This is a genomic window from Phormidesmis sp. 146-33 (assembly GCF_052939515.1).
In genome coordinates this window covers 198866-222233 of record NZ_JBJPHU010000001.1, presented here as the reverse complement: position 1 = coordinate 222233, position 23368 = coordinate 198866, and the positions used below count along the sequence as shown (strand labels likewise).

The 23368-nt window shown below is 49.1% G+C and carries 27 protein-coding genes and 1 tRNA gene; 6 read left to right on the top strand and 22 right to left on the bottom strand.

Annotated elements, in window-relative coordinates; genetic code table 11:
• Nucleotides 1-18: 18 nt before the first annotated feature.
• The 6 genes from ACJ2PR_RS01080 to ACJ2PR_RS01055 all read right to left on the bottom strand — a co-directional run bounded on the left by ACJ2PR_RS01080 (nucleotide 19) and on the right by ACJ2PR_RS01055 (nucleotide 3359).
• A complete protein-coding gene (locus ACJ2PR_RS01080; protein ID WP_446867780.1) occupies nucleotides 19-438 on the bottom strand; it encodes a peptidylprolyl isomerase in 420 nt (139 codons plus the stop codon).
• 263 nt (nucleotides 439-701) lie between these two features.
• Entirely contained in the window at nucleotides 702-1196 is a 495-nt protein-coding gene (locus tag ACJ2PR_RS01075) for a TspO/MBR family protein (RefSeq protein ID WP_446875601.1), read from the bottom strand.
• A gap of 144 nt (nucleotides 1197-1340) precedes the next feature.
• Nucleotides 1341-1502, bottom strand: a complete 162-nt coding sequence (locus tag ACJ2PR_RS01070) for a hypothetical protein (protein WP_446875600.1) — start codon at nucleotides 1500-1502, stop codon at nucleotides 1341-1343.
• Nucleotides 1495-1761 carry a hypothetical protein gene (locus tag ACJ2PR_RS01065; protein ID WP_446858860.1) on the bottom strand — a complete coding sequence of 89 codons (267 nt, stop codon included), beginning with the start codon at nucleotides 1759-1761 and terminating at the stop codon, nucleotides 1495-1497. Before ACJ2PR_RS01065 ends, ACJ2PR_RS01070 begins: the two co-directional genes overlap by 8 nt.
• 51 nt (nucleotides 1762-1812) lie before the next feature.
• A complete protein-coding gene (locus ACJ2PR_RS01060; RefSeq protein WP_446858921.1) occupies nucleotides 1813-1971 on the bottom strand; it encodes a tetratricopeptide repeat protein in 159 nt (52 codons plus the stop codon).
• 20 nt (nucleotides 1972-1991) lie between these two features.
• Nucleotides 1992-3359 carry a tetratricopeptide repeat protein gene (locus ACJ2PR_RS01055; protein ID WP_446875599.1) on the bottom strand — a complete coding sequence of 456 codons (1368 nt, stop codon included), beginning with the start codon at nucleotides 3357-3359 and terminating at the stop codon, nucleotides 1992-1994.
• A gap of 217 nt (nucleotides 3360-3576) precedes the next feature.
• On the opposite strand from ACJ2PR_RS01055, the gene ACJ2PR_RS01050 reads away from it, so the two are divergent.
• Nucleotides 3577-4557 carry a carbohydrate kinase family protein gene (locus ACJ2PR_RS01050; RefSeq protein WP_446875598.1) on the top strand — a complete coding sequence of 327 codons (981 nt, stop codon included), beginning with the start codon at nucleotides 3577-3579 and terminating at the stop codon, nucleotides 4555-4557.
• Between the two features lie 80 nt (nucleotides 4558-4637).
• Nucleotides 4638-5120 carry a CYTH domain-containing protein gene (locus ACJ2PR_RS01045; RefSeq protein ID WP_446875597.1) on the top strand — a complete coding sequence of 161 codons (483 nt, stop codon included), beginning with the start codon at nucleotides 4638-4640 and terminating at the stop codon, nucleotides 5118-5120.
• A gap of 39 nt (nucleotides 5121-5159) precedes the next feature.
• Here ACJ2PR_RS01045 and ACJ2PR_RS01040 read toward each other — a convergent pair whose 3' ends face one another.
• The 12 genes from ACJ2PR_RS01040 to ACJ2PR_RS00985 all read right to left on the bottom strand — a co-directional run bounded on the left by ACJ2PR_RS01040 (nucleotide 5160) and on the right by ACJ2PR_RS00985 (nucleotide 13817).
• Entirely contained in the window at nucleotides 5160-5303 is a 144-nt protein-coding gene (locus tag ACJ2PR_RS01040) for a type II toxin-antitoxin system HicA family toxin (RefSeq protein WP_446875596.1), read from the bottom strand.
• Nucleotides 5243-5467, bottom strand: coding sequence for a type II toxin-antitoxin system HicB family antitoxin (locus ACJ2PR_RS01035; protein ID WP_446875619.1), 225 nt, complete (start codon nucleotides 5465-5467; stop codon nucleotides 5243-5245). The genes ACJ2PR_RS01040 and ACJ2PR_RS01035 overlap by 61 nt, the downstream gene beginning before the upstream one ends.
• A 91-nt stretch (nucleotides 5468-5558) precedes the next feature.
• Nucleotides 5559-6056 carry a gluconokinase gene (locus ACJ2PR_RS01030; RefSeq protein WP_446875595.1) on the bottom strand — a complete coding sequence of 166 codons (498 nt, stop codon included), beginning with the start codon at nucleotides 6054-6056 and terminating at the stop codon, nucleotides 5559-5561.
• Nucleotides 6057-6200: 144 nt separating this feature from the next.
• Nucleotides 6201-6806 (bottom strand): 3-isopropylmalate dehydratase small subunit, encoded by a 606-nt coding sequence (gene leuD, locus ACJ2PR_RS01025; protein WP_446875594.1) that lies wholly within the window; start codon nucleotides 6804-6806, stop codon nucleotides 6201-6203.
• Between the two features lie 76 nt (nucleotides 6807-6882).
• A complete protein-coding gene (locus tag ACJ2PR_RS01020) occupies nucleotides 6883-7242 on the bottom strand; it encodes a hypothetical protein (protein ID WP_446875593.1) in 360 nt (119 codons plus the stop codon).
• 297 nt (nucleotides 7243-7539) lie between these two features.
• The gene (locus ACJ2PR_RS01015) at nucleotides 7540-8703 is read right to left on the bottom strand and encodes a glycosyltransferase family 4 protein (protein ID WP_446875592.1); all 1164 of its coding nucleotides are present in this window, start codon (nucleotides 8701-8703) and stop codon (nucleotides 7540-7542) included.
• Nucleotides 8704-8826: 123 nt separating this feature from the next.
• Nucleotides 8827-9618, bottom strand: coding sequence for a class I SAM-dependent methyltransferase (locus ACJ2PR_RS01010; protein ID WP_446858852.1), 792 nt, complete (start codon nucleotides 9616-9618; stop codon nucleotides 8827-8829).
• A gap of 10 nt (nucleotides 9619-9628) precedes the next feature.
• Nucleotides 9629-10582, bottom strand: coding sequence for a PhoH family protein (locus ACJ2PR_RS01005; protein WP_446867789.1), 954 nt, complete (start codon nucleotides 10580-10582; stop codon nucleotides 9629-9631).
• A gap of 303 nt (nucleotides 10583-10885) precedes the next feature.
• Nucleotides 10886-11269, bottom strand: coding sequence for a KH domain-containing protein (locus ACJ2PR_RS01000; protein WP_446867790.1), 384 nt, complete (start codon nucleotides 11267-11269; stop codon nucleotides 10886-10888).
• Nucleotides 11262-11549 (bottom strand): 30S ribosomal protein S16, encoded by a 288-nt coding sequence (gene rpsP / locus ACJ2PR_RS00995; protein WP_446858849.1) that lies wholly within the window; start codon nucleotides 11547-11549, stop codon nucleotides 11262-11264. The genes ACJ2PR_RS01000 and rpsP overlap by 8 nt, the downstream gene beginning before the upstream one ends.
• Before the next feature lie 172 nt (nucleotides 11550-11721).
• Complete coding sequence (ffh, locus tag ACJ2PR_RS00990) at nucleotides 11722-13215, bottom strand: signal recognition particle protein (protein WP_446858848.1); 1494 nt, start codon at nucleotides 13213-13215, stop codon at nucleotides 11722-11724.
• Nucleotides 13216-13373: 158 nt separating this feature from the next.
• Nucleotides 13374-13817, bottom strand: a complete 444-nt coding sequence (locus ACJ2PR_RS00985; RefSeq protein ID WP_446858847.1) for a hypothetical protein — start codon at nucleotides 13815-13817, stop codon at nucleotides 13374-13376.
• A gap of 63 nt (nucleotides 13818-13880) precedes the next feature.
• Here ACJ2PR_RS00985 and ACJ2PR_RS00980 point away from each other — a divergent pair, with 63 nt between their 5' ends.
• A complete protein-coding gene (locus ACJ2PR_RS00980; RefSeq protein ID WP_446875591.1) occupies nucleotides 13881-15080 on the top strand; it encodes a DUF2252 domain-containing protein in 1200 nt (399 codons plus the stop codon).
• Nucleotides 15081-15227: 147 nt separating this feature from the next.
• Here ACJ2PR_RS00980 and ACJ2PR_RS00975 read toward each other — a convergent pair whose 3' ends face one another.
• On the bottom strand, nucleotides 15228-15617 hold the full coding sequence (locus tag ACJ2PR_RS00975; RefSeq protein WP_446875590.1) for a histidine kinase: 390 nt from the start codon (nucleotides 15615-15617) through the stop codon (nucleotides 15228-15230).
• A gap of 218 nt (nucleotides 15618-15835) precedes the next feature.
• Here ACJ2PR_RS00975 and ACJ2PR_RS00970 point away from each other — a divergent pair, with 218 nt between their 5' ends.
• Entirely contained in the window at nucleotides 15836-16432 is a 597-nt protein-coding gene (locus ACJ2PR_RS00970) for a hypothetical protein (protein ID WP_446875589.1), read from the top strand.
• A 112-nt stretch (nucleotides 16433-16544) separates the two neighbouring features.
• Here ACJ2PR_RS00970 and apcB read toward each other — a convergent pair whose 3' ends face one another.
• Nucleotides 16545-17057 carry an allophycocyanin subunit beta gene (gene apcB, locus ACJ2PR_RS00965; protein WP_446858843.1) on the bottom strand — a complete coding sequence of 171 codons (513 nt, stop codon included), beginning with the start codon at nucleotides 17055-17057 and terminating at the stop codon, nucleotides 16545-16547.
• 562 nt (nucleotides 17058-17619) lie between these two features.
• Between apcB and glnA the strand changes: the two genes are divergently transcribed.
• On the top strand, nucleotides 17620-19038 hold the full coding sequence (gene glnA / locus ACJ2PR_RS00960) for a type I glutamate--ammonia ligase (protein WP_446858842.1): 1419 nt from the start codon (nucleotides 17620-17622) through the stop codon (nucleotides 19036-19038).
• A gap of 215 nt (nucleotides 19039-19253) precedes the next feature.
• A complete protein-coding gene (locus tag ACJ2PR_RS00955) occupies nucleotides 19254-20369 on the top strand; it encodes a class I SAM-dependent methyltransferase (protein ID WP_446875588.1) in 1116 nt (371 codons plus the stop codon).
• A gap of 298 nt (nucleotides 20370-20667) precedes the next feature.
• On the opposite strand, the gene ACJ2PR_RS00950 is transcribed toward ACJ2PR_RS00955, so the two are convergent.
• Together ACJ2PR_RS00950 and ACJ2PR_RS00945 are read right to left on the bottom strand one after the other, a co-directional pair.
• Nucleotides 20668-20748: transfer RNA gene (locus ACJ2PR_RS00950), tRNA-Leu, on the bottom strand.
• A 157-nt stretch (nucleotides 20749-20905) separates the two neighbouring features.
• Nucleotides 20906-23116, bottom strand: coding sequence for a BamA/TamA family outer membrane protein (locus ACJ2PR_RS00945; protein WP_446875587.1), 2211 nt, complete (start codon nucleotides 23114-23116; stop codon nucleotides 20906-20908).
• Between the last annotated feature and the right edge of the window lie 252 nt (nucleotides 23117-23368).

Here is a 23368-nt window from a genome sequence, read left to right as displayed (position 1 = left end):
CCAAAACCCAAGCGTCTCTTAGGCTTCGATCTTCACTGAGATAATTTTGTCACCTTGACGAATTGCATTCACGACATCCATATCCTGGGTTTGCCCAAAGGTGGTGTGTTTTCCGTCTAGATGAGACTGAGGCGAATGGCAGATAAAAAATTGACTGCCGCCTGTGTTGCGTCCTGCGTGAGCCATCGACAACGTACCCGCCAGATGCTTATTTTTGTTGATTTCACAGTTGATTTCATAGCCAGGGCCGCCCGTTCCAGTCCCTTGAGGACAGCCGCCTTGAATCATAAAATTGGGAATGACCCGGTGAAAATTAAGCCCGTTATAGAAGCCCTTGTTGGCCAAATCGACGAAATTCTGAACCGTGTTGGGAGCATCTGCATCGAACATGTCGATATGAATAGTGCCCTTGTCCGTTTCCATGATTGCGCGAGTCATATGTTGCTCCTTTTTTGCACTTTCTGATCCTACAACGTTAAGGAGAGATGAGGGAGAACAGCGTTCCGCTGCGCGAGGAAGGATGAGGGATGAGTTAGGCTTCTCAATACTTTCTTAATATCAATTAGAGGAAGCTTCCGTTTTGATTACAGATTTAGATTGCCTCCAAATTCCTCTCCTCTTAAAGTCCTCCAGATTGGGGGGTTGGGAGGCAGAAGCGTTGTACAACAAAGCAGAAAAAACCAGATCAAATTCATGTTTTCTCAAGCAGATTCAGGATTGAGTTTGCTCATTTCCCAGGTGGTGTAGGTGCCGATCGGACTCCACAATAAATAAGGCACTAACAACAAAGCAGCCCAGCCTGAAACTTGCCATACGAGAAGCGTGAGCGGGATTCCCAGCAAAAACCCTAATCCCCCAATGAAGGTGCCTACTTTCAAACTGCGCGTTCGGAACATGACCGGGGAATAGAGAATAATTGCAATCTCAACCAGCAGATAATACGCCATTAAGGGCCAGCTTTGAGTCTGCTCCCACACACTGTAGGCTGACCATGCACCGCAAATGAAGACAATCGTCCAAATCACAGGAATCAGCTTCTCAAACGTCAGCCAGCGAGGGCGGCGCAAGCGATTGAACCATTTGATATCTTTGGGACTGAGAAGACTACCGCCCAACGCCACCAAAAACGTTACGAGTCCGATGACCATCCACGATTTGATCATAATTCTCAGCCCAAAAAGAACAGACGACATCATTTTTTTGCCATTCAGCGTTATTGTGTCAGAGTTCTTCCAGCGTGATCATCAATCTTGAGAGCGATCGTTCTCGTCTCTTGATGCTTCTAGAGGACGCTTTTGATCCACAATTCAATTTGCAAAAACTCAACTATCCAAACAGCATTAGGCCAGCAGTTCTTCGATTTCCTTGTCTGTGAAACCAAATTGTCTGAAGATTCTCAATACATAAGCTGGAGCCATTTCACCTGCACCGATATCGATCGGGACAATTCTTTTCTGGTCTTCAACGGTTCGACAGTAGAGTGAAGGGATGTTTTTAGGCATAGACAGCCCGTAATTCATAAGTTTCTGAGGTTGGTTCTTGAGAGCCGATGTTTAGAAACTCATGCAATGCTCTGATGGAGACGGGCTCTGAGTAAATATCTTTGTCTGACTCATCGACCATTTGAAGGGAGTCGATCGCTGCTTTGAGCTTTTGAATGGCGGTGTCTTGAGTGTCTCCCTGCCCAACGATGCCATTTTCGAGACATAGGGCGACCCAATGGCCTGCGCTTTGTCTCAAGACGAGGGTGTAGAAGTCCATCAGTTTGAACCAGTAAGGGATGTTTTTAGTGTATCAGCCGTGTTTGAGAGTTTATGGATGTTTGGGGTTGTGAATGGCTTGCCACCATTGATGGGCACTTGTGGCGTGGGGATGATCCTGTCCGAGGGTACGATCAAAAATTGCGACGGTTCTGGGTATTAGGGGCTTTGCTTCATCCAGTCGATTCAGGCTGTCGTAGAGAACTGCCAGATTTCATAAGCTGATCGGGGCTATCTGAGGGGCGGGGACTCTCGGAGCGACGGGGCAGGGGGGATGGGAGAGATGATTGGATTGGTAGGAAATGAGGGAATGCGAGGTGAGGGAATGGGAGACGCGAATGGGGAGGCGTTGATTGATTTGGCGAGGTCTAATGCTTGTGAGAGGAGAGGAGAGGCTTTTTCGGGTTGTCCGGCTTGGGTGTAGCGCTTGGCTATCTCAGGAAGAAGCGTCGCTAGAAGCGTAGAAGTCTTGATTGTATTTGCAATCTTTAACGCTGTATCAGGCTGATTGAGCTTGAGGTAGTGTCGCGCAATCTCAACCAATGCCTGATCTTTACGAGACCCGTCTGGTAACGTTTGGCTAATTTGTAGTGCCGATTCGATTTGACCTTGTTTGGCAGATTCAGCCGCGATCGTCGCCAACACATTCTCCTTAAGATTAGAGTCTTGAATGCTCTGAGCGATCGTCACTGCCAAAGACAACCGCTGCTTGACTTGGTCAGATCTGTCAGACTTATCCAAAAATAGCCGCCCTCGTGCTGCACTTTCCGCCGCTTCGTATCTCGCACAATCATCACGTTCCAACCCAATTAACTGAGCAAACTGGCTTGTTTTACCAGAATCCAAAGCTGCCCACATCAGGTCTGACAACGTACTACGATGAGCACCGTCACGCTGCGATCGACTGACTCTAAAGGCTTGCTCATAGTCTCCTGCCTTAGCGTACTGGAGCGCCAATTGATTCATTGCTGTCTCTTGAGCATCACGGCCCGAAATCGTTAGAATGGCTTGCCTTGCTTGATCGGATTGCCCCACCAAAGCCGATTTGAGTGCAACTTGGGTCAAAGCCTCTACCCTCGAAGCATTCTCTTTGAGCGATCGTCCCAACTGCATCGCCGTCTTAAAGTCACCCGCCGTCACATAGCCCTGAGCGATCTCAATCATCGCAGCATCGTAGTCATAATTATTTTTGAGCGATCGAGCCGTTTTGAGCGCCAGAGCCAACGTAGAACGGGCTGCTTGCGGCGGTTGAAGATTCGCAATCTCGACCAGCTTTGTCGCCTTCAAAAACGGATCTTTGACTGAAGTGATCACCCCCAACGCTCTATCGACTTGCGCGATCGCAGCATACTGCACCGCAACAGATGCCAAAGGTTCGTCCGCGGAATTTGCCAAAAGCGATGGCATTCGATAAGAGAGAAGACTCAGAGGACGAATCGGGCGCATCAAGGTACAGAGAGAACTAGCAGGAATGAAGAGTCTCGAAGGCGGCAGGGCAGCAGGCGATCGACGCGGCCTTGGGGCAGCCGAGAGAAGACCGGGCATCAACCCCAATTGCAGACCGACCAACAGCACTGAGACCGTGAGCTTTTGAAGCATGAGTTCTTCGCCGATTCAAAGACAACCTATCGAGAAAAATTTTACCACTGAGAAAAAGAAGATCTGTGTGATTTCTCGTAGGCTCAAGAAACTTTTGAGAAATCTACCTTATGGGAGGGGCGTTTGTTAAATCAATCCAGCAAATTCGATTGTAAGATTCATCCTTCTGTATAAGTAAGTTGCACAGTATAAAAATACTATTCGCAAAGGAACTGCCGTGACTCATCCCCGTGTCATTTGTCTAGGCGAAATCTTGTTCGATCGCATCTCCAATCAGCCCGGTCGATCGCTCGAAGCCGTCGATTCTTGGACATCATATCCGGGAGGCGCTCCGGCAAATGTGGCTTGTGCATTGCCAAAATTAGGGACTCCTTCAGCGTTTGTCGGCTGTGTAGGACAGGATGAAATGGGGCGATCGCTGGTCGAGTTGCTTAATTCAATTCCGGTAGACACGACGGGCATTCAGTATCATCCGACTGCGCCAACTAGAACGGTCATGGTGTTGCGATCGGAAACAGGCGATCGTAGTTTTGTGGCCTTCGGAGACCAGCGCAACTCAGCAGAATTTGCAGACACGCATCTCCAAGCGAGTCAGTTGCCTTCTGCATTATTTGAATCAGCCGACTTTCTAGTTTTGGGCACATTAGAACTCGCGTATTTTGACAGTCGAGCCGCGATCGCGCGTGCACTAGAACTGGCAGAACAATTTTTTGTCAAAGTGGTTTTAGATGTCAATTGGCGACCCGTCTTCTGGTCAGATCAAAACGCGGCCCCGCCGATGATTCACGAATTGATCAAGCGAGTTGACTTTCTCAAACTAGCCGACGAAGAAGCCCAATGGCTGTTTGACACAACCGATCCGGGCGCGATCGCTCATCGGATTGGTACGCTAGAAGGCGTATTGGTCACGGCTGGCGACCAGGGTGCTGCTTACTGTCTGGGCGACAACGAAGGCAAAATTCCCGCTTTTGAAATCGATGTCGAAGAAACTACGGGAGCCGGAGACAGTTTTGTAGCGGGGTTTGTTCATCAGCTTTGTCAGCGAGGCATTCACAATTTGAGTGATCCAGAGGTTGCGAGACAAGTCGTTGCGTATGCCAGTGCTGCGGGAGCGTTGACGACCACTCGATCGGGTGCGATCGATGCCCAACCCACTGCCGCAGAAGTCGATGCGTTTTTGTACATGCAAGGTAAATAAAGGGATGAATGAGGCAAAAAGCAGAAATCACTGTTTAACTTAAAGATTGTCAGTAATAATTTATCTCTCGTCATTTGAGTATGGCTGTTGAAATTGAACGAAAGTTTTTAGTCAAGAACGATCGCTGGCGCACACTAGCCACCGGAGTGTTGTACCGTCAGGGCTACATCATCAGTCAACCGGGAAGAACGGTGAGAATTCGCGTGGCTGGAGATCAAGGATTCTTAACCATCAAAGGAGATACCAAAGGAATCGCTAGAGCAGAATTTGAATATGAGATTTCAATCACTGATGCGAATGAACTGTTAAACACGCTCTGCGAACCTCCGATAATCGAAAAATATCGCTATAAGATCAGTTTAGGAAACTTAGTTTGGGAAGTCGATGAATTCTTGGGAGAAAACCAGGGATTGATCATTGCTGAAGTCGAATTACAGAATGCAGAACAAGCGATCGACCTTCCCGACTGGATTGGCGAAGACGTTTCCCACGATCCGCGCTACTACAATTCCAACTTATCAAAACATCCCTTTAGCCGCTGGTCAATAAAAACATCTGATTAAAGCACAATCGCCCACACACGGCAATCTGCTCATTTTCCCTTAGCTATAGAAGTACGGATACAGTTCTGCTTCAGGAACGTACTGGCTTGCCTGGCGAAAAATAGCCTTGCAGGTTCCTGCATCTAGTTCTCGATGGTTTGGAATTGTGAAAGTTTCATTGCCATCGTCGCCAACCCGACGCAACTTAACGTGCAATCTAGATGTAGAGCAACCGCCTCTTGTAGATTACTCACCAACTCATCAAGCGTGTCAGCCTGGGTGACAACGGCGACCTCTGAGCATTCAGCTACATAACCACCCTGTTCGCTCGACTGGACAATGGCGGTAATCGTTTTGCGTAGATCCATAAAGACCCATGAGCGGGAATGTCCGCACCATTTCAACTACCTCTGCCACAATTGTAATCGACCTATCAAAACCAGGAATCTAACGAATCGATCAATTGCGATCCCACAAGTCGAGCATGAGTAGAATCTGATGGGCGGTCTCTTCGGCAGATTGGTCGATGTTGACTTCATAAGCGTTGTGAGGTTCTTCGATCGTCGCCAATTGAGTAGACAACATCGAAGGCGACATAAAGTGCGGTTTACGATCGCGAAAGCGTTGTCGCAGCAGTTGTGTAGACCCTTTGAGATAGACAATCTTGACCTCATCGTTATCCAGTCGTAGCCGATCTTGATAGCTGGCTTTGAGCAGCGAACACGCCAAAATTAAATTGCTGTTTTCTCGCAAACTATACTCAACTGCATCTTGAAGACATTCTAACCACACCTGGCGATCGTCATCCGTCAACGGTACGCCCCGCATCAGTTTGTGAATATGTTCCATCGAGTGCATATAGTCAGCATCAATAAAGTTCCAGTCGAGCATGTCGGACAACATTAGCCCGATCGTCGATTTACCAGAAGCCGTTACACCAACTAGAAGAATCACCATAGCTTGAGGGATGAGGGATGAAGGATGAAAAGTGAACGATTTCGTTCTCATGAGTGGCAAAAACTTCCAGAAGGCAATTATTTCTTCTTGACCACCTTACCGAAACTCACAAACAAGTCTATTTTGCCTCATCCCTCATCCCTCTTAAGCCGCTATTTTACTCCAGGTCACATAGGGCAGGTTAGCAGCCGTTTTCTGGATTTGATCTTTCTGAGCGACTAGCTGACCGCAAGCATCCCACGTTCCAGAAGTCAGCATCATTCGCGCTCCGTCACCCATTGCGATCGCGCCCTCAAATTCGCCGCTCGTCACCTGTAATGTTTCCAAATCCACCTTAATTTCAGCCTGCGGATTGTCAGTGAGAATTTCTTGTAGCTGCTTCGTCACGCTGGAATCAGCCGTCACACAGGGAATACCCATCGCTACACAGTTTCCAAAAAAGATTTCGGCAAAACTCTCACCCACGATCGCCCGAATGCCCCATTTAGCGATCGCTTGTGGTGCATGTTCTCGACTAGAGCCACAGCCAAAGTTTCCATTCACGACCAAAATCTTAGCGCCTTGATACTGCGGCAGATCAAAGGGATGCTGACCGTTTGCCTGAGTGCGATCGTCAATAAACACCGCTGCACCCAACCCATCAAAGGTTACAGAACGCAAAAATCGAGCGGGAATGATGCGATCGGTGTCAATGTCGTTGCCCACCAGCGGAATCCCACGCCCTGAAACTGTCTTCACTTCGCTAACCATAATCCACTCTTTGCTGCAATTTGTCTATTTTCTCACTTTTAGTTTCTCACTTTTAGCATCTGTTAGAACTGCAAACTTAGGGACTATCTCCCTGTAGCTCTTGTAATTTCGCCTCCATTTCTACCAAACGCGCTGCCATTTCTTGTCGAGCCGCCGCTTCCTGATTTGCCCGTTCTTCTGTCTCTCGAAGTGCCTGATCTAACTCTTTATGCGCCATCAGTTTTTGACCCGTTGTTGGATCATAAAAGCGAAGTTCACCACTAGAATTGACGCGCAAATCTAACCCCAAAGTGTCACTGTGAATAGAAGTTACATCACCTTCAACAACGCTAGATGGAATGGGATAGTAATTACTTTCGTCAAGCCGTAATCCTTGTAGTTGAGGAACGAGATAGTCACCTGTGGGATCATATTGAAAATATTCGCGAACGCCCAAGAATGCATAGATTCCTTTTTTTTGCGCCCTGATCGTTACTGCGGGTTGATTTCGACGTGATTTCTAGAACAAAGTCGGGCGGTTTGTCTCCTTCTTCCCAGGTTTTGTAGGAGACATCCGATCGCTCCCGAAAATAACCTCTCAAAGATGTGCGAGCGTAGATCAGATACTCACACTGAACATCACCCTCTGTATCTCTCAAATGTCATTCACCAATCTTTTTTTGCTTTTGATCCGTGTCAATAGACTGCTAATTCTGCTTCATTACTGTTCTTATTTCTATCGTTCAACTCTGCATCACAGCACTTTATTAAACATTTCCAGGTACTTTGGACGCAGCGTATCCCAGGAGAAGCGATCGTAAACGCTTTGATGACGGCGGTCGCTCCGAGTTACCTGCAAGGGGTCGCACTGCTCAAAATCCTGGCTTGCTAATACTTGAGTGATTTGTTGTGCAAGCATTCCACGTTGACTAAAATCAGCTAAACAGCCTTCCTTACCAACGACAAACTGTGTCACTTCATAGTCGTGCGCCAAACAAGGTAAGCCATACGCCATCGACTCAACCAGCACTCGCCCAAAGCCCTCTGACACCGAAGCCAGCACAAAACAATCTGCAACTTTGTAGTAGTGATCAATCTCACTCAACGCCACCGTTCTCACCTCAAAATTGTCGCCTAGCAGACGCTTTCCAAGCTGAATGACTTCGACGGATTCTGAGGACTGTTGCCCCATTAATAGCAAATAAGGACGTGGCTCAGGCAGGCTTGCGACTTCTTGAATCACATAATCCATGCGCTTGTGGGAGCGATCGATCGTCCCGACAGACAGCACCAAAGGACGATCAGTAGGCAGATTTAACTGCTGGCGTAATGTTGTTTTTTCGGTCGCCGTCAGCAGACATAAATCACGGGAAATATTGAACCCCAAAGGAAGCAGCGTTTGCGTATCAGCAGGCACACCATGATCGAGAGCGCGTTGAAAATGGGCAGGCGCTAACCGTTGAACGTGATCACAGCGAGGAGCAGCCGGAGACATCGGCCCGCCATCGCAAAAGATCAACTTGTAAGATTGCTTCGTTAATCGCCGCCAAACGCCCAAAAAGTTGCCAACGCTATCGTCGCTAAAGTAAATGATGTCCGGCTTGTGGCGTTGAATATGAGGCAAAAGACTCAGGGTAAAGGCTGCCTGCTCAACGTAGTATGCGTCGTAGTTGCGTCGTCCTCTTACCCGTTCTCCGATCGCCAAAACAAGTCTCCCTAATTGAATGCCAATCCAGCTTTTGCGAGGAATGTTCCACAAGAGAATTTCTTTTTTTGCCGCCGATCCGCCGCCTTTAAATAGCGTGATGTCGATCGACGATTCTTTAGACAGTTCATCAAAGCATTCTCGCGCAAAGGATTCGTAGCCTCGCTGCACATTCCCCAAGCCAGAACAAACCAAGAAAATCTTCGTTTTCATAGTGCAACCTTTAGTGCAAGCTTTATAATGCAACCGCCGTTTTAGAACCTCCTACTTATCTGAAGTTATACAGGGATCTGCTAACAGTTGGACAAGAACCACATAGACTGCACTAAAATTTCATTAAAGCTTGTAAGCAACCACAAAAAAGGTCGTGGCTTCATCCCACACGCCCTGATCAGTGACGAGAGTTTCGACGATCGCATCAAATTCATGTTTGAGCTGTTGAATGCGATCCGACTCTAGCGCTACGAATGGATCGTCTGGATGTAGCCAAAATTGACCATTCCAACGACTTTTAGCATCCTCAAGACTCCGGTAAGTTCCTCGTTGCTCGGTATGAATTTCAACCGCATGGAACCCTATTTCACCCAGTAGTTGACGAATTCTTTCAGGCGTTCCAAGTGGAATGTGGAGATTGGGAAGGGAAATACCACAGCGGTCACAGGCCTGACTAATTGCAGGCGTGAGAAAGGACGTTTCAGAAAAACTGGTGAATGCTAAAACCCCGTGTGATTTTAGATAACGAAACCATTTTTGTAACGCTAACGGAATATCAGCAAGCAGTACGATCGCATATGAACAATAAATCCCGTCGAATTGATCCGGTGCAAATTCGATCGTCTCAGCGTCCGTTTCAATCCATTCAATATTCTGTAACTCAACTGATTTCTGTTTTGCTAGATTCAGCAGATTCGTAGCGATGTCAATCCCAATCACATGTCCATCAGCACCCACGATTTGAGAGGCCGCGATCGCCACGGTTCCTGTCCCAGTGGCTACATCTAAAATCTGCTGTCCAGGCTGAGGGGGCGCATAGTTGATCAGACGCAGGGCCCGTTCGCGAGTCACCTCATTATCGTAGTCAGTTCTGGAATTGTAGAAGTTGGCAACTCGCTGTTTGTACGCATCCATAATTTACCGTCTAACTCTCAAACTTTTCGTAAGCTTCCACGATTTTCTGCACCAGTGGATGACGCACCACATCTGCCTTTGAGAGATTGCAAAACGCTACGCCATCCACCGATCGTAAGATTCGTTCTGCCATTCCCAACCCTGATGTTTGATTGTAGGGCAAGTCAGTCTGTGTCAAATCGCCCGTTACGACCATTTTGGATTTAAACCCGATGCGCGTCAGTAACATTTTCATTTGCGCTGGCGTTGTATTTTGTGCTTCGTCAATGATCACAAAGGCGTTGTTTAAAGTGCGGCCTCGCATGTAAGCGATCGGAGCCACTTCGATTACACCTCGCTCCATCAAGCCTGCAATTTTTTCAGGATCGACAAATTCATACAGCGCATCATACAGCGGTCGCAGATAAGGATTGACCTTCTGCTGCAAGTCTCCTGGCAAAAAGCCCAACTTTTCTCCCGCTTCGACCGCCGGACGAGTCAAAATCAACCGTTCGTATTCATTAGCCAATAGGGCCTGAACCGCCAAAACCGCCGCCAGATAGGTTTTTCCTGTTCCTGCTGGCCCAATACAAAACGTCAAATCATGCGTCCGCACCGCTTGAATATATTGCCGCTGCCGAAATGTCTTCGCTCTGATCGCATCTCCGCGTCGAGTCCGCGCCAGCATATCTCGCTGAAGGTCTTGCAGTTCGTCTTCGCGATCGGTATCCAATGCCTGACGAGCCGTGAGAATATCAACGCTGGTAATCGGCTTGCCCTGAGTCCAATAATCCTTAAGCGCCTGAATCAACCGATGGCACAACTCCACTTGATTAGCAGTTCCAGAAATCAGCAACTCTTGACCCCGCAAAACCAGCGCTGCTCCTGTTTGACGAGCCAACGTCTTCAGGTTATCTTCCTGGGTTCCTGAGAGAGCGATCGCGCTTTCAATACTGGGCAATTGGACGGTTAAAGTGTCTACCATGCAGATTCTAAAAGTTTTGTAATCGACAATAGGAACTCAAACTACTAGTCTGTCAGGAATGAAGTGAGGGATACTAACATCTCTGAACCGATGACAGCAGTTTTCTCACCCCTCATCCCTCTCGCGAAGCGTGCCGCCAGCGGCAACCCCTCATCCCTCTTTTAATGAGGTACTAACCCTTCAAACCGGAAATTAAAACGTTAAAGACACCCGAATTCCTGTCTTAATGTAGACATTTCAGGTGCCTTCTTTCAATTCTTATAGGTTGCGCCCTTGCGAACGGCGATCGACTTTAAGCAGCGTTTACTCACTCAGCTTGGGGCGAGGTTTTGGCACACTTCTGGGAGCCGTTGATCGAGACGGAGCTTCGCCGCGTGACCCGACTGAAGGCCTTTCAGAGTCAGACTCTCGATCGCTCTGACTGCCAAAAATATCTAAAACAGCAGAATAGCCCGCCGCCTTTGCCACACCTTCTAGCACCGATCGAATCGCCTGAATATTGCGCCCACCGCGACCAAACACACGCCCTTTATCCGACCCGTCAAACGCCAACCGAACCCAAACCCGCGATCGATTTGCCACAACTTCGCAGTCTACTCTGAGAGACTCTGGTGCCTCCAAAAAGGGCTTCACCAAAAACGTGACCAGCCCCGCATAGTCAGGATGAATAGAAGAATTATCAGCCACTGACCTGCTCACTGACGGGTTCACTCACTGGCTCACTGCTTGCGGTCGCAAAGACGTTTTCTCTTCTGAGAATGCTCCGGACGGTTTCAGTCGGTTGTGCGCCTTTGCTGATCCAATCCAAAATTGCGGGGACATTCAGCCGGGTTTCATCGGTTCTGGGGTTATAAAAGCCAAGCTCCGCAAGGGGTCTACCGTCGCGTCGGGTGGTGCTTTGCGCGGCTACGATCCGGTAGCTGACTTCACGCTTTTTGCCATATCGCTTTAATCGCAGTTTGATCATGCTAAGAAAGTGAACTCCTGTGAATTACTAAGTTGAGAGTCGATTAACGGTTTGCTTGGGGCAATTCGATAACCTGCACTGAAAAGATCATGGACTATCCATATTATCACAGCCCGATCGCGGTTTCTTAATTTGAGGGAAGCGATCTCTTCGAGTTACCCGCAAGTGGTCGCTACAGATTGCCAAATCCTTTCTTTTTCTTGTCTTTGTTTTTCTTCTTTTTGCCAGGGTTGCCCATTGCAGGATAGCCGCGCCAGCCGGGAGGAGGGGCCTGGCCGTAGGGATTGCCACCACCCATTCCAGGCATTCCGCCGCCCATTCCGGGCATTCCGCCACCCATCCCAGGCATTCCGGGCATTCCAGAAAAGTTGCCCTGACCCATCTGCTGCATCATGTTCCGCATTTTTTGGAAGTTGCTCACCAGATCGCTGACATCTTTCTCCCCAAAGCCCGATCCTTTAGCGACCCGACGACGACGACTGGGAGAACTAGCCAACAGATCGGGATCTTTGCGCTCTTGCACAGTCATCGAGCCGATCATCGCTTCTGCTTTTTTAAGCTGCGTTTCTCCTTGCTGGAGTTGTTCGCTGCTCAGTTTGTTCATACCGGGGATCATTTTGAGAACGCCGCCCAAAGATCCCAGATTTTTGAGTAAGCGAGTCTGTTTGAGAAAGTCGGTAAAGTCAAACTTGGCAGAGAGAATTTTCTCCTGCATTTTCTCGGCTTCGGCAAAATCGACTTCTTCGCGGGCTTTTTCGACCAGCGTCAGTACGTCGCCCATGCCAAGAATACGGGAAGCCATGCGATCGGGATAAAACGGCTGCAACGCATCAACCTTTTCGCCAACCCCAATAAATTTGATCGGCTGCCCAGAAATTCGTCTCACTGACAGGGCCGCACCACCGCGGGTATCCCCATCCATCTTGGTGAGAATTGCACCCGTGATGCCAATCTGCTCATGAAAAGTGCGCGTCAGGTTAGCGGCTTCTTGCCCCGTCATCGCATCGACGACTAACAGCGTTTCGTGGGGCTGAATGGTTTCTTTGATTTGAGCGAGTTCGCCCATCATCGACTCGTCAATTTGGAGCCGCCCCGCCGTGTCAATGATTACAAAGTCAAAGCCTTCTGCTCTGGCTCGTTCGACCCCCTGACGCGCAATCTCGACGGGGTTGGCATCTTTGCCCAATTCAAAAACGGGAATGTTGATTTGTTTCCCTAATGCGACAAGCTGATCGATCGCAGCAGGTCGGTAGACATCTGTTGCCACCAATAGCGTTTTGAATTCTTCTTTCTTCAAATACAGAGCAAGTTTGGCGGTGGCGGTGGTTTTTCCAGTTCCTTGCAGACCTGCCATGAGAACGATCGTCGGTTTGGTCGTCGCCTCAGCCAGGGGAACGTTCGCCTCCCCCATCACCTCGACCAGTTCGTTGTAGACGATTTCGATAAACTGCTGATCAGGACGAACGCCCGAAATCACCTGTGCGCCAAGGGCTTTTTGCTCCACTTCAGCGACAAAATCTTTGACGACTTGTAGATTGACATCGGCTTCGAGCAAAGCACGACGAACTTCCCGCAAAGCGTCTTTTACATTGGATTCCGAGATTTTGTCTTGACCTCGAATCTTTGTCCAGGCTTGTTCTAAGCGGTCGGCGAGAGCGTCAAACATAATTCAAGTAGGGGCAGGCGATCGGCTTTTTCAGAAGAATACGATAGAGCAACCGTAAAAAATGCTCATTTATTTAGATTAGCGTGTTCTGCTCGATCGCTGCCGAAACTTGAAAGATGTTTGAACAGCCTCCACAGGATCAGGCGTATCAATCGCGCTCAATAACACTGATGCACCTCAGAGATTGCCTGACGAATTGAGTTCCATTCGCTGATCAAGCTCGTCTCGTCTCCTCGAATCTTGCGCCCTTTAAGATTGGGATAACGACTATAAAGCACCCCATCTGCAACACTGTCTAGCAGACGAATGGGCAATACCCACTGAAAGGTAACCTTGCCATCGCCACAGTCTCCATTTTCAATCAAGTTCCCTTTTAGCCTAATTTGAATCGCTTGCCACTCCTGGATATAAATAGAATCACCAGATCGAATCTTGCGCCTCAGCCCAACATTAACTCTGTAGAAGTAGTGGTCTGTTAGCTTGTCAAGTGCGCTCTGTGGCGGACTGCTTTGCGCCCGGACTCTATCTCGAACTCCATCGGGTAAGGTAACAGAGAATAGACTGATGGCGACGATCGTAATGGCCCGCAGAGATCGGTTCATAGCGTTAGCAAAGCGTAGAGTGATCAGTTAATCGATTCTTGCAAGCAATTTCAGGACTTTTTCATGACCAGAGATATCGTTGCTCAGATTCAAGCCTTCAACCAGGGGCGCAACCCAGAGCTGCTCAAGCTCAAATATCAATCGATGGCCACGAATGCGTTCGTTTTTTTGCGGGGCACTTGCCATCTGTTTTATCAAGATTTGCCTGCGGACGCTGCGATCAATAATGCTCCCCCGGTCTGGAGTTGTGGTGATCTACATCTGCAAAATTTTGGCAGCTACAAAGGAGACGATCGCCTTGTTTATTTTGACCTCAACGACTTCGACGAATCGGCTCTAGCGCCCTGTACGTGGGATGTAACCAGATTTCTCACCAGCGTTTTGGTCGGCGCGCATACTTTGGATATCAGCGACGAAGAAGCCCAGGGACTCTGCAATTATTTTCTAGAAAGCTACACCGCTGCCCTCGCTACAGGTAAAGATCGCACCATTCATCGTGAAACCGCTAAAGGGTTAGTGGCTGACTTGCTCAATCGGTTGAAACTGCGCGATCGCAAGTCCTTTCTCGCCGATCGTACTGACCTCAAAGGCAAACAGCGCAAGCTGAAATTAATTCCAGAAAAAACTACTCCGGTCACGTCTGAAGCGCGATCGCAGGTCACCGATCTAATCCACACTTGGGCAACGACTCAGAAGAATCCCCAATTTTTCAACGTATTGGATGTCGCCCATCGCATTGCAGGAACGGGAAGTCTGGGACTCGATCGCTACATCATTCTCGTTGAAGGCAACGGCTCACCTCACGCCAACTATTTGCTGGATTTGAAGGCGGCGCGATCGTCCTCACTCTACCCCCATCTCCAGATTCCCCAACCCAACTGGAGCAATGAAGCAGACCGAATCACCAGCATTCAGCATCGCTTTCAAGAATCACCGCCCGCCTTGCTCAACCCCTTACCGCTAGACGGCAAATCCTATGTGCTGCGAGAACTCCAACCGACCGCCGATCGCGTCGATCTCACCGCCTGGAATGGCAAAATCAAACGCCTTCAGCGAGTCATGCAAACAATGGCAGAAGTCACCGCCTGGGGACAGTTACGCAGTGGAGGCCGACAAGGATCAGCGATCGCTGACGATCTAATCGCCTTTGCCCAAGATGCTCCCAACTGGCACAGCGTTGTATTAGATTACGTTCGCTCCTACGCCGCCCAAGTTGAAGCAGACTACATCGTTTTCCGAGACGCTTTCGACCAGCAAATTTGAAGCGGTTCAGTTCGCCTGAATTCGATGAAATACTTCTCCTTAATCTTTCTGAAACCTTGAACCGAAAATTTATCTTAAAGTCCCCCAGAATTGGGGGGTTGGGGGGCAGAAAGACACCATAACGAAGCGAAAACCCTTGATCAGGCGCTAACTTCCGACTCTGAGTGAAGAAGCTACTGTACGATCGCACGCCTGTACGCCCAACTCTGGATGCTTACGATACTCGTCGCTTGTCGCCCAAACACAAACAGTACGATCGGCACCCACAAAGTATAAATACTCTGCCGTTGGATCATATTTCAGTCCGACTTTAAGATTTGAGAAATCATCCTCACAAATCTCGTAGCCAAACCGCACAATAATTTGCGCCACCAGGCATTCTGGCGTATCGATCGATTCTCCAGATGTGTCGCGTTCTTGCCAAAACTTATCCAAAAATCGCTCCAAAATGGGCAAAACTTTTTCGGGTCTGCCGCCTCTGCTGGCGTAAACGATCGCAGGATTACCCTCAACAATAATGTGACAAGCAGTGTTCATGGGGAGGGATGAGGGATGTAAGGAGGGCTTTGCCCCGCATTCGCGAGGAAGGATGAACGTATCATTTCACATTTTTTGTAGTGCGGCCTAATCCCTGATCTTTGGGGCCTCATCTTTCAAAGTTAGGGGATTTACGGTTCTGAATGGGGAACAGTTGTGAGGACAATATTCTTAAGTTTTGATACAAACCTTCACAGTTAGCTAGAAAGTTGTACTCTATGGTGTTTCAGGTTCCTCCCTCGGCGATCGCAGCCTCCAAGCAGATTACTGATCATCCTCGCTGCCGGATTCTCAAACGCACCCAGTATCGCTCCTGTCACATTCAGATACCAGATGACAGTCAGCGGCTCGCAGCCATTTGTGTTGAGGAAAAATATTACAGTTTTTTTAAGCTAATCAAAGATCACCCAAAAACCCTGCAAGTTGCGGCTCGACTGGTTTATCGGGGCAATGAGGTCATGATTACGCAGACTGTAAAAGGAGATGTTCTTTGGGTTTATGAACCAGATGCCCAGACAAAAACGTTGCCCTATGAGTCTGCTAATCGTCACTCTGAAGACGGCCTCTGGAGGATCTTGAACTCTTCTCAGCAATATCAGGTGTGTCAGATTCGCGTACCAGATGTCGCAAAACCTTTGGAGGCGATCGTCGTTGACCACAAATATTACGGCTTTATGAGAAGACTTCGCACTGAGAATGAGGCGATCGAGTTTGCAAATCGTCTTGCCAAGAAAGGCAACGAGTCCATGATTACCAAGAGCGATCGTGCCTGTGCTATTTGGATTTTAGAACCCGATGCCACACTCAACCAGTAGTCAGTTGCTCAACCCCAGTACTTATCTGAGATGCAGGGATGCCAATGCCAACAAATCAGTTGTTTTCATCCCTCCTCGCGAATGCGGGGCAAAGCCCTCCCTCATCCCTTCCCTAGAGATCCTTCTCGCCCAACTCACGAGACATATAATCAAACGGCTGATCGACAAAATCTGGCTTCTCAACGCCCGTCGCCGCAGACACCTGCTCTTTCACGATCTCCTTCATGATCTGAATGCCGCGCACTGTTGGCCCGCAGGGCACGCCGAGGGAATTGTACGTTTCCCGCAGACCTTCTAAAACACGCTCATCCAATACATCGGTATCACCCGCGACCAGAGCATACGTGGCATAGCGCAGGTAATAATCCATGTCTCGCAGACAAGCGGCGTAGCGACGAGTCGTATAAGCGTTTCCACCGGGGCGGATCAGTTCAGGGAGTTCTTCAAAGAGTCTTGAGCCAGCTTGTTTGACGATCGCCGCCGCATTGGAGTTGATCACAGCAGCGGCCTGCACTCGCCCCATCCCCGTGTCAAAGTAGGTTTTCAGGCTATCAATGGCGTTGCGATCGAGGTAGCGACCCGTCACATCGTAGTTTCTAATCAGGCTTGTTACTGCGTCCCGCATGAAATTTTTCTCCCTATAATCCCTGTAAACCTTGACAAAATAAACTTGAGAGCGCCGACCTACAGCGATTCGTCGATCGCTCACCGTCTATGGAATTTAAGGAAAAGTCTACCACGTGGGGTTGAGCCTAATTTTATGGAGGGGACGATCGTGAAGCATCTATTTAAGAATTTTTACATTGCTTAACATCGCTTAGAACGAAGCCACCCTACTGAGACTTTTCTCCGGTAGCATTTGTAATCCTTAATCTGAGTTTAATTCTATAGAATCCTCAGTTTTTTGTAGCAAAGGATACAAAACCCCTGTAAGCCTCTTTCTACCATGATGCAGGTGACTAAAACCCTGGCGCTAGAATCCTTGCCAAAGCCGCAAATTCCAGCCGTTAGACGACTAGTTTCTAGCGTAAAGAAAATGGACTTAAGAAAATTCTGAATGAATCTCTCCACAGGGTTGCAGGTTAAGGCGAGTGCTTCTTTAATCTGAGACATTCGGAAGGTTTCGCAAAGCTAAGTTTTCAACCCCAACGCTCTCGCAACGCAAGACACGAATTAAGGAGTCATTCATGGCAACCCCGCAGGAAATCCTGGCAAAGATCAAAGACGAGAACATCCAACTGATCGATCTAAAATTTATCGACACGCCGGGTATTTGGCAGCACTTGACGCTGTACCAGGATCAAATTGACGAAAGCAGCTTTACCGAAGGTGTGCCGTTTGACGGATCGAGCATTCGGGGTTGGAAATCGATTAACGAGTCAGACATGGCGATGGTGCCCGACCCTAACACTGCCTGGATCGATCCTTTTATGGAAGAACCGACCCTGAGCATGATTTGCAGCATTCGGGAGCCTCGCACCGGGCAGCCCTACAGCCGCGATCCGAGATCGATCGCCCAAAAAGCCCTCGACTATCTCAAATCCACAGGGATTGGCGATATGGCCTTTTTTGGCCCAGAAGCAGAATTCTTCATTTTTGATGACGTTCGCTACGACCAAAATCAGCATGAAGGCTACTACCACGTCGATAGCGTCGAAGGCGTATGGAACTCTGGTCGTCAAGAACCGGGCGGCAACTTAGCGTATAAGCCTCGCAACAAAGAAGGCTACTTTCCTGTCGCGCCGACCGACACCTCTCATGACATGCGGACTGAGATGCTATTGACGATGTTGAAGTGCGGGGTGCCGATCGAGAAGCATCACCACGAAGTTGCGACAGGCGGGCAGTGCGAGTTGGGCTTTAAGTTCGGTGAGCTAGTACAAGCGGCTGACTGGCTGATGACCTACAAATACTGCATCAAAAACGTGGCCAAAAAGTACGGCAAGACCACGACATTTATGCCCAAGCCCGTGTTTGGAGACAACGGATCGGGAATGCACTGTCACCAATCGATCTGGAAAGACGGACAGCCCACTTTCTTTGGCGACGGATACGCAAGTCTGAGCCAAAATGCTCTCTGGTACATCGGCGGCATTCTCAAGCACGCGCCTTCTCTGCTGGCCTTTACTAACCCCACGACCAATTCTTACAAGCGGTTAGTTCCAGGCTTTGAGGCTCCGGTTAACCTGGCTTACTCTCAAGGTAACCGTTCTGCTTCGGTGCGGATTCCGCTGTCTGGTGGCAACCCCAAAGCCAAGCGTTTAGAATTCCGTTGTCCCGATGCGACGGCGAATCCTTATTTAGCGTTTGCGGCGATGCTCTGTGCAGGAATTGACGGCATCAAGAATCAGATCGATCCGGGTGAACCGTTGGATGTAGATATTTACGAACTCAGCCCCGAAGAGTTAGCAAAGGTTCCTTCGACACCGGGTTCTCTCGCAGAAGTTCTCAAAAATCTGGAGAAAGACCACGAGTTCTTAACGACGGGTGGCGTGTTTACCGAGGACTTTATCGAAAGCTGGATTAGCTACAAGCTCGATCGTGAGGTCATTCCCATGAGCATTCGTCCTCATCCGTATGAGTTTGCGCTTTACTACGACTGTTAGTAAGTGACTGTTCAGGCGGGATTGGGTGAATCTGTTTTGAGCGGCGATCGAAATTTAAGTCGATCGTCGCTTTTTTGTTGGCAAAATAAATCGGTTGTATTGACTTGGATTTGAGAAGAGTAAAAGTACTGGAAAATCTGTCGATCGGGGGTGAAACTCTCTCATCCTATTCGTTACACTTATTCACATAGTTGATTAATGTTTCCCAACCTACCATGCCTGAAACGTTGACAAAGCTGGCATATCAAACTTTTTCTCAGGGCAAAAGCTACTTTGGATTGGCACACAAAGCCCTCAGTATGCAAATTCTAAAGCTCGTTGACCCCGCTCCCTCCGAAAAGAAAACGACTCCCATTTCTGCTGATTTGCTGCTCAACATTCAGCAGCGCTTTAATCGAGTGCTTGAAGCCGACTGGCAGGATGCCGAAAATGGGGTGTATCCCGATAGCATTTTGTTTGACAACCCCTGGGAAGACTTTTTCCGGTTTTACCCGTCTGTTTGGTTGGATATGCCCCAGATTTGGGATCGGGCTAACCAGAAGCGTCACCAGGAGTTTTCACCTCAAGTCGAGACGAGTGGCTATCCCAGCTACTATGTGCAAAACTTTCATCATCAGACAGACGGCTATCTGAGTGATATGTCGGCCAACCTGTATGACTTGCAGGTGGAGTTGTTGTTTAATGGGGCGGCGGATGCCATGCGGCGACGGGTGCTGGCTCCCTTAAAGCAGGGATTGCAAACCTTTAGCTCGATTGACCCGCGTCAGATCAAAGTGTTGGATGTGGCTTGTGGAACAGGGCGGACGCTTAAAATGCTGCGTGGTATGTTGCCCAAAGTTTCTCTATATGGAGTGGATTTGTCTCCAGCTTATTTGCGTAAAGCTAATCAAATGCTGTCCCAAAATCCGGGTGAGTTGCCGCAGTTGCTTCAGTCGAATGCAGAAGAGTTGCCTTATCTGGATCACTACTTCCATGCAATTACCTGCGTTTTTCTATTTCACGAACTGCCCCCACAGGCGCGCCAGAATGTGATCAATCAATGCTTTCGAGTGATCAAGCCAGGTGGAACGTTTGTGATTTGTGACTCGATCCAAGCCAGCGACTCACCCGAAATGGCTCCTTTAATGGATGGGTTTGCGACCACGTTCCATGAGCCTTACTACCGTCACTACACAACGGATGACTTGGTAAAACGGCTTCAAGATGCGGGCTTCTCAGACGTTTGGACGCAGGTTCACTTTATGAGCAAGTACTTGATTGCCCACAAGCCCGCTGAGACTGAGCAAATCCGTCAAGATTTCGAGCAGACACAAATTCCGTTAGAGGTTTAGTTGACGCGAATTTGATGAAATCTCTCGCTGCGGTGGTCAATTCGGCAGCCCCATAAATTCCCCACTCGTGAGGGATTTTGGGTCTGCCTTAATTTGTAACGACAGCGAAGGATTTCATCGAATTCACGTCAGAATTGGCAGCATGGAGGCAGACGACTTGACCACTGCACCGAAAAAATCTTGTCGAACCAATTTTTAATCAGCTTGCTTGGGAGCTAGGAAGTGAAGTTGCTTCTCCTCCTGACTCCAAAATTTCTAAAAAGAAAAGGCACCTCATCGCGAAGTGCCCTTTTTTTGATGCGGATGGCGAGACTCGAACTCGCAAGGCAAAGCCACACGCACCTCAAGCGTGCGCGTATACCAATTCCGCCACATCCGCATAGGCTGGTTTGATCACCAGAGCAAAAGCCGTTTGATTGAGGTTGACTTAAGCCTTAACTAGCATAACAAAAGAATGGAGCTTTGAAGCGCGGAGTTTAGAGATTGATTGTTTTATCAGAAGTTTCAGAAGTAACTTGAGACAAAACCCAGGTGAATTAGAATTTTTGACCCACTCCAAATTGAAGTCGAGTTGCCCCTTGATCATTCACCCCAAAATCGGCTCGAATAATTCCTAGAGGAGAGTTTAGTCGGAGTCCTGCACCGATGCCAAATCCGGCTCCCGGACGATTACGATCGACCCCCGGTTCGCCCAAAACGCCCTTAGCTGACCCCAAATCAGAGGCAAAATCAGCAAACAGGGCACCGCCGACAATTCGGTAAATCGGAAAGCGATATTCTGCCGAAGCTAATAGGTAACTGCGACCAATACCCACTTCGCTGCCACCGTAACCCCGAACTGAATTAGGCCCGCCCAGCGTAAAGGCGTTGTAGGGAGGCAAATCGCCGATCGTCGTCCCTGCCTGCACATTAAAAGCGAGAACTTCTGGCTGCTTTTGAGTTTGCATTGAGTTCAACAGATTGACGGGTCGGTACTCGGTGTAGTTGGCTTGCAGACGATTAGAAAGAATGTTGCCCTGACCGATCGGTAACGACTGCTCAGTACTCAGCGTCAATAGCGATCCTTGAGTGGGGTTGATGGTGTTGTCGCGCAGGTCGCGGGTCGCGTTGAATCCGACCGTCACCAGATCGTCAATGCCCGTTCCACTAAACGAAAGCGGACTGCCATCACGATCACGCCTTGTCACATCACCAGCAGCATCTCGTAAACTAACGCGGGTGTAATTGAGTCCTAGTGAGCCGTTCCAGTTATTGCCCAGGGGACGATTGACCTCAACGCCGCCGCCAAATCGACCTTCTCGCGCTCGATCGCCGTTGGCCAGTTTGCTCTCATCGTCGTCAAACACACGAGAAATGCCTCGTCGTCGGAAAAAGTTGGCGCTGTAGCCCAGTTTGTCAGGTTCAGTCGAGCGGTATGGGCTGACAAAGCGACCGTCGAACTGTACATCCTTCGTCCCGGCTAGAACGTTACCGCTGATCGTTTGTCCGATGCCGCCGACGTTGCGATCGCTGTAGTTGACACTGCCATAGATGCCCAAATCATCATTGAATCCGCCACTCAGGTTAGCCGATCGACTGCGGGCTTCGGTCACAACATAGACAACATCCAGCTTGCGGGCATCGCCTTGGAGATCGACTCGCGCATTGCTAAACAAGCCTGTGTTGACGAGCCGTTGTAAATCTTGGCGAGCCACGTCTTCTCTAAAAATTTGCCCCGGACGAGTCTGCAACTGCTGCTTGATAAAGCTTTCTTGAGTTCTACCGCGAATCGGCTCGCCTTTTTCGTCAACAGTTTTGCCCTGCTCATCGGTAAATTGGACTTTGATCTCGCCGATCGTGCCTTCTGCCACTTCGATCGTCACTACGCCGTCTCGACTCGGAGAAACCGCCACCACTCGCGCCAGATTAAATCCATTCTTGGCGTACCACTGATTAATTTGGTTTGCGCCTTGATTGAGAGCAGCGGGACTGACGATCGCGCCCAGTTGAGCTTTGAGAAAGTCGTTGGCGATCGCGGGAGTGAGGCTCTGCGCGCCGACAAGTTGGAGAGAACGAACGACGATCGGTTGGACTTGAAACGTCACACTCAACCCATTGGAATTCGGCCGACTGTTTACACTCGCATTGGCAAATAATCCCGTGTTCAAAATGGCGGCGACATCTTGCTGAAGCTGACTATTGCTGGTTGTTCCGCCTGGTTGGGTACGAATATTACTGCGAATCACCTGTTGAAGTTCGGTATTTGCGCCTGTGATTTGCACATCGGTTGCCGTCACGACCAGATCAGACGTGGGCTGAGGCGCATTGCGAACGGGAGGATTCGACGGCGCTGGGGCTTGAGGAACAATCCAGGTCGGCTGGTTAATCGAAGGTTGAGAACTGGGCTGAACCGGGGGCGGATTGATCGAAGGTTGAGGTTGAGCCAAGGGCGAATTTGGGGATGTCTGAGCGGTTTCTGTCGTGGGAATTTGATAGTCCTGATAATATTGAGCAGACCGATCGCCGGGTTGCCCGGTTGCTGAGGTGGTTTGAGGAGCCGTTTCTGAGAATTGCTGAGAGACGATCGTTTCCGGAGGTGCGATCGCTTGTACCCGAACAGAGGCTCCCCCTTCAGTCGGGACAACTACGTCTGATACCGCTCCGTTAGCCAAATTTGCAGCTTCGGGAACGTTGGCATTGGCAGGTTGTGAGACATCCCAAGCAGAAAGAGCAGCAAGGGTACAGGCGGCAACGGTAGGGAAACGCATGGGGGTGAAGGATGAGGGAGGGCTTTGCCCCGCATTCGCGAGGAGGGAGGAGGGAGGAAGTGAGATATTTATAGTCCAAAATGAAGGGTTTGAGCGGCTAATTTAGCGATCGGGACTATCACCAATGACAGATTTTGATGGCTGCGGTTATGAATCGTCGTCAGTTAATTTATCGGATTGGGTTGGTGCGATCGAGCGTCAAAATCCTCAACTGATCAGACATGCCAAGATCTGAAGTATCTTTTGAAATTT

Bases quoted from the DNA above. Each gene is read 5' to 3' on its own strand.
- ACJ2PR_RS01080 (WP_446867780.1), bottom strand. From the start codon at position 438: ATGACTCGCGCAATCATGGAAACGGACAAGGGCACTATTCATATCGAC.
- ACJ2PR_RS01075 (WP_446875601.1), bottom strand. From the start codon at position 1,196: ATGATGTCGTCTGTTCTTTTTGGGCTGAGAATTATGATCAAATCGTGG.
- ACJ2PR_RS01070 (WP_446875600.1), bottom strand. From the start codon at position 1,502: ATGCCTAAAAACATCCCTTCACTCTACTGTCGAACCGTTGAAGACCAG.
- ACJ2PR_RS01065 (WP_446858860.1), bottom strand. From the start codon at position 1,761: ATGGACTTCTACACCCTCGTCTTGAGACAAAGCGCAGGCCATTGGGTC.
- ACJ2PR_RS01055 (WP_446875599.1), bottom strand. From the start codon at position 3,359: ATGCTTCAAAAGCTCACGGTCTCAGTGCTGTTGGTCGGTCTGCAATTG.
- ACJ2PR_RS01045 (WP_446875597.1), top strand. From the start codon at position 4,638: ATGGCTGTTGAAATTGAACGAAAGTTTTTAGTCAAGAACGATCGCTGG.
- ACJ2PR_RS01035 (WP_446875619.1), bottom strand. From the start codon at position 5,467: ATGGATCTACGCAAAACGATTACCGCCATTGTCCAGTCGAGCGAACAG.
- ACJ2PR_RS01030 (WP_446875595.1), bottom strand. From the start codon at position 6,056: ATGGTGATTCTTCTAGTTGGTGTAACGGCTTCTGGTAAATCGACGATC.
- leuD (WP_446875594.1), bottom strand. From the start codon at position 6,806: ATGGTTAGCGAAGTGAAGACAGTTTCAGGGCGTGGGATTCCGCTGGTG.
- ACJ2PR_RS01015 (WP_446875592.1), bottom strand. From the start codon at position 8,703: ATGAAAACGAAGATTTTCTTGGTTTGTTCTGGCTTGGGGAATGTGCAG.
- ACJ2PR_RS01010 (WP_446858852.1), bottom strand. From the start codon at position 9,618: ATGGATGCGTACAAACAGCGAGTTGCCAACTTCTACAATTCCAGAACT.
- ACJ2PR_RS01005 (WP_446867789.1), bottom strand. From the start codon at position 10,582: ATGGTAGACACTTTAACCGTCCAATTGCCCAGTATTGAAAGCGCGATC.
- rpsP (WP_446858849.1), bottom strand. From the start codon at position 11,549: ATGATCAAACTGCGATTAAAGCGATATGGCAAAAAGCGTGAAGTCAGC.
- ffh (WP_446858848.1), bottom strand. From the start codon at position 13,215: ATGTTTGACGCTCTCGCCGACCGCTTAGAACAAGCCTGGACAAAGATT.
- ACJ2PR_RS00985 (WP_446858847.1), bottom strand. From the start codon at position 13,817: ATGAACCGATCTCTGCGGGCCATTACGATCGTCGCCATCAGTCTATTC.
- ACJ2PR_RS00980 (WP_446875591.1), top strand. From the start codon at position 13,881: ATGACCAGAGATATCGTTGCTCAGATTCAAGCCTTCAACCAGGGGCGC.
- ACJ2PR_RS00975 (WP_446875590.1), bottom strand. From the start codon at position 15,617: ATGAACACTGCTTGTCACATTATTGTTGAGGGTAATCCTGCGATCGTT.
- ACJ2PR_RS00970 (WP_446875589.1), top strand. From the start codon at position 15,836: ATGGTGTTTCAGGTTCCTCCCTCGGCGATCGCAGCCTCCAAGCAGATT.
- apcB (WP_446858843.1), bottom strand. From the start codon at position 17,057: ATGCGGGACGCAGTAACAAGCCTGATTAGAAACTACGATGTGACGGGT.
- glnA (WP_446858842.1), top strand. From the start codon at position 17,620: ATGGCAACCCCGCAGGAAATCCTGGCAAAGATCAAAGACGAGAACATC.
- ACJ2PR_RS00955 (WP_446875588.1), top strand. From the start codon at position 19,254: ATGCCTGAAACGTTGACAAAGCTGGCATATCAAACTTTTTCTCAGGGC.
- ACJ2PR_RS00945 (WP_446875587.1), bottom strand. From the start codon at position 23,116: ATGCGTTTCCCTACCGTTGCCGCCTGTACCCTTGCTGCTCTTTCTGCT.